This window comes from Streptomyces mabaensis (genome assembly GCF_053763515.1).
The window spans coordinates 1-15,373 of record NZ_JBSOPZ010000069.1 but is presented as its reverse complement, the minus strand read 5'-3'; the positions used below and the strand labels follow the sequence as shown (position 1 = coordinate 15,373).

The following is a 15,373-nucleotide window of genomic DNA, read 5'->3' as shown; positions in this document are numbered from 1 at the left end:
GGTATCAACATATCTGGCGTTGACTTTTGGCACGCTGTTGAGTTCTCAAGGAACGGACGCTTCCTTTGGTCCCTTTTTATCGGGCCCTCCGGGCGTTCCCTTCGGTGTTTCCAAACTCTATCAGGCTTTTCCGCTCCTCCTGACCACCTCCCTGCGGGCACGCAGAGGTTTAGACCAGTTAGGATCTCGGCTAGCTTGACGGTGCTGCCAACCCCCGACTCGATGTCGCGTTGGGGTCAGGCAGGTGTACGACCGTACTCTCCGCCGGGAGTTGAGGCAAACCGCTTCCGGTACACCCCTAGGTCCGCCAACTGTCAGCTCTCGTGCGGAACTAGGACATCCTATGACTTACTCTTCGAACAGTACGCCGCCCGGGACGAGCAGTGGCGGCGACACGTGAAGCTCCACCCCTGGGAGGCCCCATGACCACCGTGACGTCCCCTATCGCCGGGCGCGTGATCGGACTCGCGACTGTGCCCGATCCGGTCTTCTCCGGCGCAATGGTCGGGCCGGGCACCGCTGTCGACCCGGTACGTGAGCCCTCGGAGGCGGTGGCCCCCGTCGACGGCGTCATTGTCTCTCTGCACCCACACGCGTTCGTTGTCGTCGACGGAGAGGGTCACGGTGTCCTGACACACCTGGGCATCGACACCGTGCAGCTGAACGGCGAAGGCTTCGAGCTCCTCGTCAACAAGGGGGACACCGTGCAGCGCGGCGACGCCGTAGTGCGGTGGGACCCGGCCGCCGTCGAGGCGGCGGGCAAGTCCGCGATCTGCCCCGTCGTCGCCCTCGAGGCCACGGCCGAGGCGCTCGGCGACCTTCGCGAGAACGGTGACGTGAAGACCGGAGACGTTCTCTTCAGCTGGCAGTGACCCCGGCGTAACGGCTGGTCGGAATCCATCGCGGCGGCCGGGCCCGCCGCACTATCGGAGACGGGTGAAATGGAGACAACGCTGCGAGGCGTCGGCGTGAGCCACGGTGTGGCGATCGGCGAGGTCCGGCACATGGGTACGGCGGTCCTGGAGCCGCCGGCCAAGCAGATTCCGCCGGAGGAGGCAGGGCGTGAACAGGGGCGCGCCCGGCAGGCCGTCGAAGCAGTCGCGGCCGATCTGATCGCTCGCGGCAATCTGGCCGGTGGTGAGGCGCAGCATGTGCTGGAAGCGCAGGCCATGATGGCGCAGGACCCGGAGCTGATGGCGGATGTGGATCGGCGCATCGCGGTCGGCAGCACCGCGGAGCGGGCGGTCTATGACGCCTTCGCCGCGTACCGGGCGCTGCTGGCGGGTGCCGGTGAGTACCTGGCCGGGCGGGTGGCGGACCTGGACGACGTACGGAACCGTATCGTCGCCCGACTGCTGGGCGTCCCTATGCCGGGTGTTCCGGACAGCGACGAGCCGTACGTCCTGATCGCCCGGGATCTCGCTCCCGCGGACACCGCTCTGCTCGACCCCACGCTGGTGCTCGGCTTCGTCACCGAGGAGGGCGGGCCGACCAGTCACAGCGCGATTCTCGCGCGGGCGCTGGGGGTACCTGCCGTGGTGGCGCTGCCCGGCGCCGGCGAGCTGGCCGAGGGCACGGTCATCGCCGTCGACGGCAGCACCGGTGACATCTTTGTCGACCCGAGCCCCGAGAAGCGTGCCGAGCTGGAGTCGGCGGCCGCGGCGCGCAGGGCCGCGCTGGCCGCGTCCTCCGGTCCCGGCGCGACGTCGGACGGGCACAAGGTGCCGCTGCTCGCCAATGTCGGCGGTCCCGGTGATGTGCCGGCGGCGGTCGAGGCGGGGGCCGAGGGCGTCGGTCTGTTCCGTACGGAGTTCCTGTTCCTGGACGACAGCAAGCAGGCTCCGTCCGAGGACAAGCAGGTCGAGGCCTACCGCAAGGTTCTTGAGGCGTTTCCCGAGGGCCGGGTCGTCGTGCGGGTGCTCGACGCGGGTGCGGACAAGCCGCTGGAGTTCCTGACGCCCGCGGACGAGCCGAATCCGGCTCTGGGCGTACGGGGCTTGCGTACGCTGCTGGACCACCCCGAGGTGCTGCGTACGCAGCTGACCGCGCTGGCCAGGGCTTCCGAGGGCCTGCCGGTCTATCTCGAGGTCATGGCCCCGATGGTGGCCGACCGGACCGATGCCAAGGCGTTCGCGGACGCGTGCCGCGCGGCCGGGCTGCGGGCGAAGTTCGGCGCGATGGTGGAGATTCCGTCGGCCGCGCTGCGTGCGCGTTCCATCCTTCAGGAGGTGGAGTTCCTGTCGCTGGGCACCAACGACCTGGCGCAGTACACCTTCGCGGCCGACCGTCAGGTCGGTGCGGTCTCGCGGCTGCAGGATCCGTGGCAGCCGGCGCTGCTCGACCTCGTCGCGGCTTCGGCCGAGGCGGCCAAGGCCGAGGGGAAGAGCTGTGGTGTCTGCGGCGAGGCCGCTTCGGACCCGCTGCTGGCGTGTGTGCTGACCGGTCTGGGCGTCACCAGCCTTTCCATGGGGGCGGCGTCGATTCCCTACGTGCGCGCGACACTGGCGAAGCACACGCTGGCCCAGTGCGAGCGTGCCGCTGCGGCGGCCCGGGCGACGGACAGCGCGGAGGAGGCGCGGATGGCCGCGCAGGCGGTGCTGTCCGGCGAGTAACCGGCTGAGTGTTGTTCGTGAGGGGCCTTCCGCCGGAACGTGGATTCTGGTGGAAGGCCCCTTGGTCGTTCGGTCCTTCCGGCGGTCAGTGGTGGCGGTCGGGTTCGTCGATGGTGAATCCCGCGCAGTACTCCACGCCCGGCTCCGGAGAGACGGGCTCGCCCGTGTCCGCGTCGGTGCAGTAAGCGGCGAAGACCTCCCCGGCGGTCAGGGGTTGGAGAACGCCGCGGTCGAGCTTCCAGCCGCGGACCTGGTCCGCGGTGCCGGGACCGCTGGTGCGCAGCACCACCCCTCCCGGGCTTTCCACGGCGATTCCGGCGGCGAGGACGGTCACGAAGTCCAGGCCGTCGGCATCGTCGAGGCGCACCGGACCGTCCCCCGGCCGTTCGGCGTGGAGGACGGCGAGGAGTTGTCCGTCTTCGGCCGGGACGCTGCAGACGAGGTGGTGGGTGCCGGGTCCGGCCGCTTCGAGCAGGCGCAGGAGGAACAGGGACGCCCGCTGGAAGGCGGACCGGCCGATGTCCTCGCCGCAGTCCGCGCAGTTGCCCAGGCGGGCCAGCAGCATCGTCGCGTACTCCCAGGTGGACTTGCGGACCGCCTCGTTGACCAGGAGGGGCACGAGGTTGTCGATGGGCTGGCCGGTGTAGGGCAGGGCGGCTCCGCCGGCCGCGATCTCGGCGGTGAACCGGGTGCGGCTTGCGGCGGCGTCGGGGTCGAGCCCCGCGTCCGTACAGAACTCCTCGAACTCATCCGGGTCGAAGAGGGCGACGGTGGTGTGCACCCCTTGGGCGGCGAGTGACCGGAGGAGGCCGTCCACCTGGTGGAGGTAGGCCGCGTGGTCGTCGAAGGTGAAGGTGCGGTAGCGCGTCATGGCCGCGAAGTCCTGCTCGTCGGCCAGGAGGCCTACGGTGCTGGGCACTTCGCGGCGCAGCGTGCGTCGCATGCTGGTGGTTTGCTTGTGGTGCGCCATGACTCCCCCTGAGCGCGATTGATCGATGCTCACTCAGCGTAATCAGGGGGACTGACATCGGCAGTTCTGCTGGTTCCCGCTACTTCCGGGTGCGCGCCAGATCCTCGTAGAAGCGCAGGAGTTCGAGGTTGTCGACCGAGCCCGGGTTGACCGCCTTGGCGAGGGCCGTGCCCTGGAGAAGGCGCTTGACCGGGACCTCGATGCGCTTGCCGGTGAGGGTGTGCGGGACGCCCGGGACCTCGATGATCTCGTCGGGTACATGGCGCGGGGAGAGCTGTTCACGGATCGTCTGCTTGATCCGCGCGCGGAGGCCGTCGTCGAGGGTGGCGCCCTCGGCGAGGTGGACGAAGAGCGGCATCCAGTAACCGCCGTCCGGCTCTTCGAGGCCGATGACGAGGGACTCCTTGATCTCGGGGAGACGCTCGACGGCCTCGTAGATGTCGGCCGACCCCATGCGGACCCCCTGGCGGTTCAGGGTGGAGTCCGAGCGGCCGTGGATGACGACGGAACCGTGGTCGGTGATCGTGATCCAGTCGCCGTGCCGCCAGACGCCCGGGAACATCTCGAAGTAGCTGTCGCGGTAGCGGCTGCCGTCGGGGTCGTTCCAGAAGCGGATCGGCATGGAGGGCAGTGGGTTGGTGACGACCAGTTCGCCGACCTCGCCGATGACGGGTTTGCCGTGCGGGTCCCAGGACTGGAGGTCGGTGCCGAGGCAGGCGGCCTGGAGTTCGCCGATGTGGACCGGCAGGGTGGGCACGGCGCCGGCGAAGCAGCTGCAGACGTCGGTGCCGCCGCTGACGGAGGCGATCCAGAGGTCGTCGGCCACCTCGTCGCGCAGCCAGCGGAAGCCGTCGGGCGGCAGCGGTGAGCCGGTGGTCGCGACGCACTTCACCCGGGAGAGGTCGAAGTCGCGGGCGGGGTGGACGCCCGCCTTCCGACAGGCCATGACGTACGCGGCGGAGGTCCCGTAGAGGGTGGCGCCGGTGCGTTCGGCGATGCGCCACTGGGCGGCGGTGTCGGGGTGGCCGGGACTGCCGTCGTACAGGACCACGGTGGTGCCGGTGAGCAGGCCGGAGACGAGGAAGTTCCACATCATCCAGCCGGTCGAGGTGTACCAGAAGAAGCGGTCCTCGGAACCGAGGTCGCAGTGCAGGCCGAGCTGCTTGAGGTGTTCGAGCAGGATGCCGCCCTGGGACTGGACGATGGCCTTGGGCAGGCCGGTGGTGCCGGAGGAGTACAGCACCCAGAGCGGGTGGTCGAAGGGGACCTGTTCGAAGACCGGTTCCTGCTCGCCCGCCTCGGTGGGGGCGGTGAGCGCGGACCATTCGAGGGTGCCTTCGGGGGCCGGCGTGCCGAGGAGGGGGATGTGGACGACGGCCCGGAGGGTCGGCAGTTCGCGGCGCAGTTCGGCGACGGTGTCGGTGCGGTCGTGCTCCTTGCCGCCGTAGCGGTAGCCGTCGACGGTGAACAGGACGACGGGTTCGACCTGCTGGAAGCGGTCCAGCACGCTGCGGGCGCCGAAGTCGGGGGCGCAGGAGGTCCACACCGCGCCGACGGCGGCGGTGGCGAGCAGCGCGGTGACGGCCTGCGGGATGTTGGGGAGGTAGCCGCTGATCCGGTCGCCGGGGCGTACGCCGAGGGCGCGCAGCTCGGCGGCGAGCGCCCCGACCTGGCGGCGCAGCTCGGACCAGGTGACCGGCTGCGGATCATGGGTCTCGTCCACATGGAGGAGGGCGGCATCGTTCGCCCGCGCGGGGTCCTCGGCGGCGCGCAGGGCGTGCTCGGCGTAGTTGAGGGTGGCGCCGGGGAACCACTGGGCGCCGGGCATGGAACGGTCGGCGAGGACCGAGTCGTACGGGGTGGAGAACCGGACGTCGAACCAGTCGGCGACGGCCTTCCAGAACGTGTCCAGTTCATCGACCGACCAGCGGTGGAGGGCCGGGTAGCCGCCGTCGGCCGGTGCTCCGTACCGCTCGGCGGCCCAGCTCTGGAAGCGGGTGATCCTGGCTTCGGCGATGCGGTCGGGGCCCGGCTGCCACAGGGGTCCGGGCTGCGGCACGCCCTCGTCCTGCGGAGGGTTCGTCGGTGTCGCTGAGGTCATGGGTCGGCTCCCGGCTGGTACGGCTCTACGCGTCGTGTGCTGTGTCTCCCGCGCACGCGAAGGGGTGTGCGCGCCGCGCGGCTGACACGGACGATGCCACGTGATCGACTTACGCACCAGGGCGGCCCACCCACGGCCGGCCGCTGGTCGGCCGCCCGGAGGTGTGCTGCCACCACGGGTGAACGCCAGTTGAACGCGCCCCCCGCGCCGGGGAACGAATGGCAGGGTGAGCGGTATGGACGGTCGTGAGCTGGTGCGTTCGGTGAGAGAGGTCGGCTCGTTACGCGGGCTGCGGGCGGTACGGGCGGCCTGGCGGAACCACCGCACGGACGCGTCCGTGCTGCCGCCCCGGGGCGCCGAGCGGGCCCGGGTGCCGGGTCCGGCGACCGGTGCCGAGCCTCGCCCCGGAGGTGGGGTGGTGCGCTTCGCACGGTCGGAGCTGGAGGTGCTCGTCGCGGCGGGGGGATCCGTCTTCTGGGGGTGGGACGGGGCCGGCCCGGTGCCCTCGTACGCGCTGGCGGGCGCGCTGGCGGGCGACCGGCCGGAGCCGGATCCGCGGGCCGTGCTGGAGCCGGACAAGAACGGCGGCTGGCAGGTGGTGTCGGAGCGGCTGACCGTGGTCGTCTCCCGGCACGGGGCGGTCGAGGTGCGTACGCCGGGCGGGGTGGTGCTCCGGCGTGAGCTGCCGCCGCGCTGGTGGGAGCCGGCGGCCGGCGGTCCCGCGCGCTGGGTGCAGCGGTCCGAGGTGCCGGCCGATGCCCGCTTCTTCGGGCTCGGCGGACGGGCCGGCGGGCCCCGGCTGCGGGACGGCACGTACCGGCTGTGGAACACGGACCCGCGCGGCGGGTTCGAGCCGGGCGACGACCCGCTCTACATCACGATGCCGGTGGAGCTTGTGGTCTCCGACGCGGGGTGCCACCTCATGTTCCACGACAACACGTGGGACGGCTGGGTGACGTTGCGCGAGGGGGAGGAAGGCGCGGGCTCCGGACCCGACCGGCCCGGCACCAGCGAGCTGCGGATGGACGGGGGGCCACTGCGCTGCTGGGTGGTGGCGGGGACTCCGGCCCGGGTGCTGCGGGGCTGGACGGCGCTCACCGGTGCGCCGGCGCTCCCTCCGTCCTGGGCACTGGGACACCACCATGCGCGGTGGGGGTTCGGGAGCGAGCGGGAGGTCCGCCGGGTAGCCGCGGGCTACCGGGAGCGTGGGCTGCCGCTGTCGGCCGTACATCTGGACATCGACCACTACGACGAGCACCAGGTGTTCACCGTCGACCGCGAGCGGTTTCCGGACCTCCCGGGGCTGGCCGGGGAGCTGCGCGCGCAGGGCGTGCGGCTGGTGTCGATCGTGGATCCGGCGGTCAAGGCGGAGCCGGGCCGGGCGGTGTACGACAGTGGGGTGGCGGCCGGGGCGTTCGTCCGGGACGCCCGTGGCCGGGAGGTGCGGGGCGCCGTCTGGCCGGGCGAGTGCGTCTATCCGGACTTCACGGATCCGGAGGTGCGTCAGTGGTGGGGCCGGCTGTACGAGGAGCGGCTCGCCCAGGGCTTCGCCGGGATCTGGCACGACATGAACGAGCCGGTGTCCTTCACTCCGTTCGGCGACATGACCCTGCCGCGGTCGGCCCGCCATGTCCTGGACGGCGCAGGCGGGGACCACCGGGAGGCGCACAACGTGTACGGGCTGACCATGGCCGGGGCGGGGTACGAGGGGCTGCGCCGGCTGCGTCCGCAGGAACGGCCGTTCCTGTTCTCGCGCTCCGGGTGGGCGGGCATGCAGCGGTACGGCGGTACCTGGTCCGGTGATGTGACGACGGGGTGGCCGGGGCTGCGGGCGTCGCTGTCGCTGGTGCTGGGGCTGGGCCTGTGCGGCGTGCCGTATTCGGGGCCGGATGTGGGCGGGTTCAGCGGGAGTCCGTCGCCCGAGCTGTATCTGCGCTGGTTCCAGCTGGGCGCGTACCTGCCGCTGTTCCGGACCCACGCGGCGATCTGGGCCGGGCGCAGGGAGCCGTGGGAGTTCGGGCCGCAGGTGCTGGAGTACGCGCGGGCGGCGCTGGTGGAGAGGGAGCGACTGCTGCCGTACTTCGTGACGCTGTCTCATCTGGCCCGGCGCACGGGCGCTCCCTACGTACGGCCCCTGTGGTGGGGCGCGCCGGAGGACCGGGCGCTGCGCGACTGCGAGGACGCGTTTCTGCTGGGGGACGCGCTGCTGGTGGCGCCGGTGCTGGAGAGCGGTACCGATCGGCGCGCGGTCCGCCTGCCGCGCGGACGGTGGTACGACACGGCGACCGGTGAGGCGCACCAGGGGCCCGGGCAGGTGCTGCTGGACGCTCCGCTGTCGCGCGTGCCGGTGCTGGCGCGGGCCGGCGCGGTCCTGCCGGTGCGCGGGGCGGACGGTGGGCTCCAACTGGAGGTGTGGGCGCCCGCGCCGGGGCGCACGGGGGGCGGGCTGCTGGTCAGGGACGCGGGTGAGGGCTGGGAGCAGCCGGAGGTCGAGCGGTTCACGACGCGGGTGGGGCCGGCCGGGGTGTCGGTGGAGCGGGAGGGCGGCGCGGAGGTCGGTATTCCGGTGCGGGTGCGGGGCGGGTAGCGGGCGCTGCCGAGGGGTTCAGGCCGGGTCCTGTGCGTGTACGGCGTACCGGCCGCGGAACCACTCGCGTACCGCCTCTGTGTGCAGCGGGAAGGCCAGTTCGGCCGGCTCGCGCAGGAGGTGCCAGCCGGTGGTCTCGTCGGTGGGGGCGGTGGCCGGCAGGTCGGCTGCGTCGCGTTCGGGGAGCAGGCCGAAGAGGAGAAGGTGACCCGCCGGTGAGCTCATGGCGTCGGCGAGCCGCACCGGGTCTCCCCCGGCGTCGATGCCGGTCTCTTCCCTGAGCTCGCGCACGACGGCGTGCCGCCAGTCCTCGCCGTGGTCGATGAAGCCGCCCGGCAGGGCGACACCGCCGAGCTGCGGCTCGATGGTGCGGGTGATGACCACGAGCGCGACGCCCTTTTCGTCGCGCACGGGCAGCAGGGCGACGGCGACCGGGAGCGGATTGCGGTAGACCATGTCACCGCAGGTGGAGCAGGCCCGGGGCCAGCCGCTGTCGGCCCGGTACAGTGCTCCGCAGCTGGAGCAGTGGGAGTTCTTCACCGGAATCACTGGCACGCGCGGACTGTATCCGATGCCCCGTCGGGTCCCCTTTCCGTGCGGGCAGTTGGAGTGATAGATGGAGGAACCATGACCCGACTCTCGGTTGTACTGCGCACGCTCGCCGTGGGCGCCGCCACGCTGTTCGCCGCGACGGCGCTGCCGTCGTCGGCCGAGGCGAAGCCCGAGCCCAAGGCGCCCAAGGAGTTTGTCGCGCTGCGTTCCGTGGACCTCACGATCATGCAGGAGATGCGCTACACCACCGCGCACAACTTCGTCGGTGAGCGGGTGGACGGCTACCGGCAGCCCGTCTGCATCCTCACCCGGCCGGCGGCTCAGGCGCTGCACAGGGCCCAGACGAAGCTGCTGAGCCAGGGGTACTCCCTCAAGGTGTACGACTGCTACCGGCCGCAGCGTGCCGTCGACCACTTCGTGCGCTGGGCGCAGGACCTTCAGGACGAGGCGATGAAGGCGGAGTTCTATCCCCATGTCGACAAGTCGCGGTTGTTCGCGGACGGCTATATCGCCGAGAAGTCAGGGCACAGCCGGGGCAGCACGGTCGATCTCACGCTGGTGAAACTGCCGGCGGCGCCGACGCGTCCGTACGTCCCCGGGGAGCCGCTGGTCCCCTGCTACGCCCCGCAGGCCGAGCGTTTCCCGGACAACTCCGTGGACATGGGCACCGGCTACGACTGCTTCGACACGCGCTCGCACACCGACGACCCGCGGATCCAGGGCGAGCAGCGCGCCAACCGGCAGCTGCTGAGGAGCACTCTCGCGGAGCTCGGTTTCGTGAACCTGGCCGAGGAATGGTGGCACTTCACGTACAAACCGGAGCCGTTCCCGAGCACGTACTTCGACTTCCCGGTCTCTCGCCGCTCGGTCGCCGGGCAGTGAGACAACGGGCGGCCGGGACCACCCCCGTGGGTTCCGGCCGCCCGTTCTCCCTATCGGACGCGCATCAGCCGTATCCGGTTCTCGCGTCAGCGAATACCGTTGCCCGTATGGAGCAACGGACCTTTGAGTCGTACGAGGAGTTCTGGCCCTACTACGTGGCGATGCACTCCCGGGCCGCCACCCGCTGGGTCCATCTGACCGGGACCCTGACCGGTCTCGCGGTGACGGCGTACGGACTGGCCCGCGGCCGGAAGCGGTACGTGGCGGCGCTGCCGCTCATCGGCTACGGCACCGCCTGGCCCGCGCACTTCTTCATCGAGAAGAACAACCCGGCCACCTTCGGGCATCCGGCCTGGTCGCTGCGAGGCGACATGCAGATGATCCGGATGATGCTGGCCGGCCGGGACGCGGAGCTGGCCGAGACCGCCGCCAAGTGGCTCGCCGAGAATCGCTGACTCCCTTGACCCCTGCCCCGCTGACCGCCGGGTCAGGTGGCGGCGGCGGGCTGGCGCTGGGCGCTCGCGAGGGTCATGGCGTGCTGGACAACGGCCACCAGGACCTCCTTGACGGACTCGCGGTCCCGCGCGTCGCACATCAGCACCGGGACCTCCGGGTCGAGGTCGAGCGCCGAGCGTACGGTGTCCCCGGGGTAACGGTCCGCGCCGTCGAAGCAGTTGACGGCCACCGTGAAGGGGATGGAACGCCGCTCGAAGTAGTCGACGGCGGCGAAGCAGTCCTCCAGCCGGCGGGTGTCGGCGAGGACGACCGCGCCCAGTGCCCCCTGGGCGAGCTCGTCCCAGAGGAACCAGAAGCGGTCCTGTCCGGGGGTGCCGAACAGGTAGAGCACCAGGTCCTCGCGGAGTGTGATGCGGCCGAAGTCCATGGCGACCGTGGTGGTCGTCTTGGCCTCGACGCCCTCGGTGTCGTCCACGGGACGGCCGGCCTCGGTGAGCATCTCCTCGGTGCGCAGCGGCTTGATCTCACTGACCGCGCCCACCAGGGTCGTCTTGCCCACGCCGAAGCCGCCCGCGACCAGGATCTTGAGGGTCACCGGCTCCACAGGCGGCTTGCTGCGGCTAAAGCGCCCGAAGCCCATTGATCACCTCACGCAGGATGGATTCGTCCGGCAGCTCGGCCGGCGGTACAGGACGGGTTACATGGACCAACTGGTCCTCGACCAGGTCCCCGATCAGGACCCGGACGACTCCGATGGGCACGTCGAGTTCCGCGGCGAGCTCCGCCACGGACTGCGGCGCGCCTCGGCAGAGGCCGACGATGTCCACGTGCTCGGGGGACAGCGTCTGATCCCGGTCGGGATCATCGGCGGCCGGTTCGGCGACGACGACCGCGATCAGGTCGAGGCGGTGCTGGCCGGCGCTGCTGGTCCGGCCCCGCGTCATGGCGTACGGGCGGACGACGGGACCGGCGTCGTCGTCGAACCAGTGGGACGGCTGCTGACCTGATTCGCTCATACGGGCACACTCACCGTCCGGCGGACAGCCCGGTGCGTGGAGCGGTGGCCAGGTGGGCGCCCACCCGCTTGACCATCAGCGTCATCTCGTACGCGACCTGGCCGACGTCGGAGTCCGCGTCCGAGAGGACGGCGAGGCAGCTGCCGTCACCGGCGGCGGTGACGAAGAGGAACGCGTCGTCCAGCTCCACGACGGTCTGCCGGACCTTGCCGGCCTCGAAGTGCCGGCCGACCCCCTTGGCGAGACTGTGGAATCCGGAGGCGACCGCGGCCAGGTGCTCGCCGTCCTCGCGGGTCAGTTCCTTGGAGGTGCCGGTGGGGAGCCCGTCGCCGGAGAGCACCACCGCCTTGCGGATGCTGCGGACGCGGTCGACCAGCTCGTCGAGCAGCCAGTTGAGTTCGCCGGCGCCCCGGGTCGTGGCGTCCTGAGCTGCGGTCTGTGGTGCGGTCATCGACCGTCCCCCTCCGATGTCGTTCGTTGTACGGTCTCGCCCGGGCTGGTTTCGCCTTCGGCGTTCTGCTGCCGGCCGCGTTGCCAGCCGCGTTGGAGCGAGGCCATTCGGCTGCGTACTTCGTCGGCGTCCCGGTCGGCGTCGGACACGGCTTCGTCGCCGTCCGGCTCGGTCCGGGGTGCCGGTCCTGCCTTGAGCTGGGGTGCGAGGCTGGCCTGGCGGACGCGGCGGGGCAGTCCGCCGGCCGTGCGTGCCGGCGCGGCGGGCCGGCCGGCCTCGTGTGCCGGTGCGGCTGGTTCGGGCACGACCGGTTCCGGTGTGCCGTGGGGCGGGGAGCCGAGTTCCGTGTCGCCGGGTGGCGGGGAGCCATGGGCCGTGGCGCCGGGCGGCGGGGAGCCATGGGCCGTGGTGCCGTGTTCCTGGGCGCCGTCTGCCGGAGCCGCCGCCGAGACCGGGCGATGGGGCGCCACACGGCGGCCGTGCTCGGCCACCAGCGTGGGCGGCCTGCGCCGGGGCAGCGGGACGGCCGTCGCCGGCCGCGCCGGATCGGCACCGGGCCGGCCGGCGCTCGTACCGGCCTCCGAGGCCTGCTGGTGCTGCTCACCGACCGGGCCGGGCCCACGGCCCCGGCCCCTGGCGCGGAAGCTCCCGCCGCGCTCGCTCTCGGTGTCCTCCAGATGGCCCAGAGCCCCCAGGTCCGCCACGCCGGCGAGGGCGCTCGCGTCGTCCTCCGGGCCCAGCGCGCCGAGCGGGGCTTCGAGTTCGACCGGCCCGTCCAGCAGGGCGGCGGAGCCGGTGAGTCCGCCCGCCGGGACCTCGGCGAGGCCGGCCAGCCGGACCGCGGAACCGTTCCGCCGGCCGCCGGCCGCGGCGGTCCCCGACGGGGTGCGGTCGAGCCGGAATCCGATGCCGTCCGTCTCCGGGGCGTCGGTCAGCAGAGCCGCCGGAATGAACACCACCGCGGTGGTGCCTCCGTACGGGGACGGCTGCAGCGAGACCCGGACGTTCTGTCGCTGGGCGAGGCGGCTGACCACGAAGAGGCCCAGCCTGTCGGTGTCGGACAGTTCGAACTCGGGGGTCTCGGCGAGGCGGAGGTTCGCGTCGAGGAGGGCATCGGCGGTCATGCCGAGGCCGCGGTCGTGGATCTCCAGCGTGAAGCCGTTGGCCACCCGCTCGCCATGAACCTGGACCGCGGTGTGCGGGGGCGAGAACACCGTTGCGTTCTCGAGCAGTTCGGCGATCAGGTGGGTGAGGTCGGCGACGGCGGGACCGCCGACGCCCAGCCGCGGCAGCCTGCGGACCTCGATGCGCTCGTAGTCCTCGACCTCGGCGACCGCGGCCCGTACGACGTCCATCAGCTGGACCGGCTTGCGCCACTGCCGGGAGGGGGCAGCGCCGGAGAGGATCACCAGCCCCTCGGCGTGCCGGCGCATACGCGTGGTGAGGTGGTCGAGGCGGAACAGGTCCGCGAGCTCGTCGGTGTCCTCGGTACGGCGCTCCATGGTGTCCAGGAGCGTGAGCTGGCGGTGCAGCAGCACCTGGTTGCGGCGGGCCAGGTTGACGAAGACCTCGGAGACTCCGCGCCGCATGTCGGCCTGCTTGACGGCAGCTTCGACGGCGGCGCGCTGAAGCGTGTTGAGGGCCTGGCCGACCTGGCCGACCTCGTCCTTCTCGAATTCGAGGCGGGGCGCCTCGGTCTCGACGTCGACCTGTTCGCCGGCGGCGAGCCTGCGCATCACGCTGGGCAGCCGGACGCCGGACACTTCGTGCGCGTCCTTGCGCAGCCGCGACAGGTCGCGGATCAGGTCCCGGCCGATCCGTACGGAGAGGATCAGCGACACCACGAGGGCGAGGAAACCGAGGACGCCGGCCATGCCCGCCTTGACGATGACGTTGACGGCGACGGGCTCGACACGTTCCTGGTAGCGGTTTCCCGCGGCGGTGCCCATGTCGGCGAGGTCGTCGAGTACGGGATCGGCGGCCGCCTCCCAGCGGGCGAGTCCGACCGCGCGCGGTTTCTTGGTGGCGCCGGCGGCGATCACCCGCTCCTCGGCCTCGCGCAGCGGCCTGGTCTCGGGGCTGCGCCAGTACTGCTCGAAGTCCTCGCGTTCACGGGCCGGGAGGTTGGCCAGGTCGAACTCGTAGAGCAGGGTGCGGTTCGCGACGAGATCGGAGATGAGCCGTACGTCCTGCTCGGTGAATCGTTTCGCGGCGAGCGCCGAGGCGAGTACGGCGTCCTCGCGGGACAGCAGTTCCCGGGCGCGGGTGATGCCGACGAGCGCGCGGCCCTGCTTGTCCATCTCCACGTTGTCCAAGGCGTGGAGATTCATCAGGAAGTCGTAACAGGGGTCGATCAGGCGGTTGTAGAGCTCGAGTGCCTGCTCGCGGTCGACCACGCTCTTGTCCACGGAGACGCGGAGGGCCGTGATGTCGTCGAAGGCTTCGAGCATGGAGGTGAGGCGGCGCTCGGCGTCGGGGCGCATCTCCTCACGGACGTCGGGGTCCTGTGCGTTCGCCCTGATGTCCGCAACGGCCTGGTCGGTGGCGGCCCGGCGGCTGCTCAGCTCGGAGAGGGAGTCGGCGGTTCTGGGGTCGCCGAGGTGGACGAGTGTCTGGCGGCGCTCCTTCTGGATGACCCGGACCACGTCCTCGACGGGGTAGCCGACTTTCTCGACGACATACGCCACGTCGAGCAGTTGGCCGGCCTCGCGGCCGGTGAGGACGGTGGCGAAGCCCCACAACGCGGTCAGCGAGACGAGCGGTACCAGCAGCAACGCCACGATCTTCCGGCGGATGGACTTCCCGCGAAAGCGCATGGCCTCCCCCAGCTCAACCCCGCCGTGCGGGGTAGGTGTTCCGTCAATAAACGGCGTGAGCCTACTACTGCCTCACAGACAACTCGAAGGCACGTCCGGACGTTTTCGGCCGCCGCACGGAACGATGATCACGACTTGTCCGTTAGTTCCGGGATGGCACCGTCCTGAATGCGACGTATGGCACCTGGTGCGGCGTCAGAACTTGCCTGCGGACGGATGGCTGGAATTCTACGCTCCGCGGGAATCTTCCCTGGTGGCCGTTCGTCTACCTGTACGGGGCACGGGGGAGTAAATGCGCCGGATGCGTCGCTTGCGACGCGGAGTGCGGCGTACACATGCGCAATCCGGGCAGCCAGGTAGGAGTGGAGCAGAAGAACGCACGGTGGGGAGAGATCCATGGGCACGGGTGAGAGCAGGGACTACGCGGACGTCAGCGGATCGTTGTGGGTGGATGAGCCGGTAGCACGGAGGCGTCTGCCGGATCCTGTGCGGACGGCCGCGGTGCGCGCCGTGCTCATAGTGGCGCTGACGCTGATGCAGGCGGTGACCGCGTTCCTGTGCACCCTCGCTGGGTCCTGGCTTGCGTTTCCGATGGTGCTCAGCAGCGTCGCCAGCACCGTGGTGGCCACGTGGGGCGTGCTGGACGTCTGGGTGACCCGCCAGGTGTGGAACCAGCGCAACGGAGTGGTGTCCGCCCCGAGCAGTACGGCCCGGCGGATCCGCGGGGAGCGGCGGCAGGCACGCCGCACCGCCGGTATACGGGAGCGGACCCCGCGCCCGCTGTCGCGGGCGTGAGGGCTCCGGCGGAGTTGCGGGCGTGAGGGCTCCGGCGGGCTAGGGGCTGTCCGGCGGGTCAGGGCCGGACAGGACGCGGCGTCTGGTGCGGTGCATCGCAAGGCGCCGGAGTGCCCTAATAGCGGAGCTATTCGG

13 protein-coding genes are annotated in these 15,373 nt (G+C 71.3%); 6 read left to right on the top strand and 7 right to left on the bottom strand.

Going from position 1 to position 15,373, the window contains the following annotated elements:
• Positions 1 to 422: 422 nt before the first annotated feature.
• Entirely contained in the window at positions 423 to 872 is a 450-nt protein-coding gene (locus ACWV17_RS33415) for a PTS sugar transporter subunit IIA (RefSeq protein WP_455355051.1), read from the top strand.
• Positions 873 to 941: 69 nt separating this feature from the next.
• Positions 942 to 2,612: a phosphoenolpyruvate--protein phosphotransferase gene (gene ptsP, locus ACWV17_RS33410; protein WP_455355050.1), complete on the top strand. Its 1,671-nt coding sequence runs from the start codon at positions 942 to 944 to the stop codon at positions 2,610 to 2,612.
• 85 nt (positions 2,613 to 2,697) lie between these two features.
• Here ptsP and ACWV17_RS33405 read toward each other — a convergent pair whose 3' ends face one another.
• Positions 2,698 to 3,582 carry a hypothetical protein gene (locus tag ACWV17_RS33405; RefSeq protein WP_455362614.1) on the bottom strand — a complete coding sequence of 295 codons (885 nt, stop codon included), beginning with the start codon at positions 3,580 to 3,582 and terminating at the stop codon, positions 2,698 to 2,700.
• A gap of 79 nt (positions 3,583 to 3,661) precedes the next feature.
• Entirely contained in the window at positions 3,662 to 5,683 is a 2,022-nt protein-coding gene (locus ACWV17_RS33400; RefSeq protein WP_455362613.1) for an acetoacetate--CoA ligase, read from the bottom strand.
• Positions 5,684 to 5,918: 235 nt separating this feature from the next.
• Between ACWV17_RS33400 and ACWV17_RS33395 the strand changes: the two genes are divergently transcribed.
• Entirely contained in the window at positions 5,919 to 8,270 is a 2,352-nt protein-coding gene (locus ACWV17_RS33395; protein ID WP_455362612.1) for a glycoside hydrolase family 31 protein, read from the top strand.
• An 18-nt stretch (positions 8,271 to 8,288) separates the two neighbouring features.
• On the opposite strand, the gene ACWV17_RS33390 is transcribed toward ACWV17_RS33395, so the two are convergent.
• The gene (locus ACWV17_RS33390; RefSeq protein WP_455362611.1) at positions 8,289 to 8,825 is read right to left on the bottom strand and encodes an NUDIX domain-containing protein; all 537 of its coding nucleotides are present in this window, start codon (positions 8,823 to 8,825) and stop codon (positions 8,289 to 8,291) included.
• 72 nt (positions 8,826 to 8,897) lie between these two features.
• Here ACWV17_RS33390 and ACWV17_RS33385 point away from each other — a divergent pair, with 72 nt between their 5' ends.
• Both ACWV17_RS33385 and ACWV17_RS33380 read left to right on the top strand, forming a co-directional pair.
• Positions 8,898 to 9,704, top strand: a complete 807-nt coding sequence (locus tag ACWV17_RS33385; RefSeq protein ID WP_455362610.1) for a M15 family metallopeptidase — start codon at positions 8,898 to 8,900, stop codon at positions 9,702 to 9,704.
• Between the two features lie 107 nt (positions 9,705 to 9,811).
• The gene (locus ACWV17_RS33380) at positions 9,812 to 10,159 is read left to right on the top strand and encodes an Mpo1-like protein (protein WP_455362609.1); all 348 of its coding nucleotides are present in this window, start codon (positions 9,812 to 9,814) and stop codon (positions 10,157 to 10,159) included.
• Between the two features lie 32 nt (positions 10,160 to 10,191).
• Here ACWV17_RS33380 and ACWV17_RS33375 read toward each other — a convergent pair whose 3' ends face one another.
• From ACWV17_RS33375 to ACWV17_RS33360, 4 genes are read right to left on the bottom strand one after another with little or no spacing between them, the layout of a single operon-like run.
• A complete protein-coding gene (locus ACWV17_RS33375) occupies positions 10,192 to 10,800 on the bottom strand; it encodes a GTP-binding protein (RefSeq protein ID WP_455355044.1) in 609 nt (202 codons plus the stop codon).
• Positions 10,781 to 11,176 carry a DUF742 domain-containing protein gene (locus ACWV17_RS33370; RefSeq protein ID WP_455362608.1) on the bottom strand — a complete coding sequence of 132 codons (396 nt, stop codon included), beginning with the start codon at positions 11,174 to 11,176 and terminating at the stop codon, positions 10,781 to 10,783. The genes ACWV17_RS33375 and ACWV17_RS33370 overlap by 20 nt, the downstream gene beginning before the upstream one ends.
• 10 nt (positions 11,177 to 11,186) lie before the next feature.
• Entirely contained in the window at positions 11,187 to 11,627 is a 441-nt protein-coding gene (locus ACWV17_RS33365; protein WP_455355042.1) for a roadblock/LC7 domain-containing protein, read from the bottom strand.
• Positions 11,624 to 14,443, bottom strand: a complete 2,820-nt coding sequence (locus ACWV17_RS33360; RefSeq protein ID WP_455362607.1) for a sensor histidine kinase — start codon at positions 14,441 to 14,443, stop codon at positions 11,624 to 11,626. The genes ACWV17_RS33365 and ACWV17_RS33360 overlap by 4 nt, the downstream gene beginning before the upstream one ends.
• Before the next feature lie 396 nt (positions 14,444 to 14,839).
• Here ACWV17_RS33360 and ACWV17_RS33355 point away from each other — a divergent pair, with 396 nt between their 5' ends.
• Complete coding sequence (locus ACWV17_RS33355) at positions 14,840 to 15,238, top strand: hypothetical protein (RefSeq protein WP_455362606.1); 399 nt, start codon at positions 14,840 to 14,842, stop codon at positions 15,236 to 15,238.
• The last annotated feature ends 135 nt before the right edge of the window (positions 15,239 to 15,373 follow it).

Coding starts and splice junctions, on each gene's coding strand:
- ACWV17_RS33415 (WP_455355051.1), top strand. CDS start 423: ATGACCACCGTGACGTCCCCTATCGCCGGGCGCGTGATCGGACTCGCG.
- ptsP (WP_455355050.1), top strand. CDS start 942: ATGGAGACAACGCTGCGAGGCGTCGGCGTGAGCCACGGTGTGGCGATC.
- ACWV17_RS33405 (WP_455362614.1), bottom strand. CDS start 3,582: ATGGCGCACCACAAGCAAACCACCAGCATGCGACGCACGCTGCGCCGC.
- ACWV17_RS33400 (WP_455362613.1), bottom strand. CDS start 5,683: ATGACCTCAGCGACACCGACGAACCCTCCGCAGGACGAGGGCGTGCCG.
- ACWV17_RS33395 (WP_455362612.1), top strand. CDS start 5,919: ATGGACGGTCGTGAGCTGGTGCGTTCGGTGAGAGAGGTCGGCTCGTTA.
- ACWV17_RS33385 (WP_455362610.1), top strand. CDS start 8,898: ATGACCCGACTCTCGGTTGTACTGCGCACGCTCGCCGTGGGCGCCGCC.
- ACWV17_RS33380 (WP_455362609.1), top strand. CDS start 9,812: ATGGAGCAACGGACCTTTGAGTCGTACGAGGAGTTCTGGCCCTACTAC.
- ACWV17_RS33375 (WP_455355044.1), bottom strand. CDS start 10,800: ATGGGCTTCGGGCGCTTTAGCCGCAGCAAGCCGCCTGTGGAGCCGGTG.
- ACWV17_RS33370 (WP_455362608.1), bottom strand. CDS start 11,176: ATGAGCGAATCAGGTCAGCAGCCGTCCCACTGGTTCGACGACGACGCC.
- ACWV17_RS33365 (WP_455355042.1), bottom strand. CDS start 11,627: ATGACCGCACCACAGACCGCAGCTCAGGACGCCACGACCCGGGGCGCC.
- ACWV17_RS33360 (WP_455362607.1), bottom strand. CDS start 14,443: ATGCGCTTTCGCGGGAAGTCCATCCGCCGGAAGATCGTGGCGTTGCTG.
- ACWV17_RS33355 (WP_455362606.1), top strand. CDS start 14,840: ATGGGCACGGGTGAGAGCAGGGACTACGCGGACGTCAGCGGATCGTTG.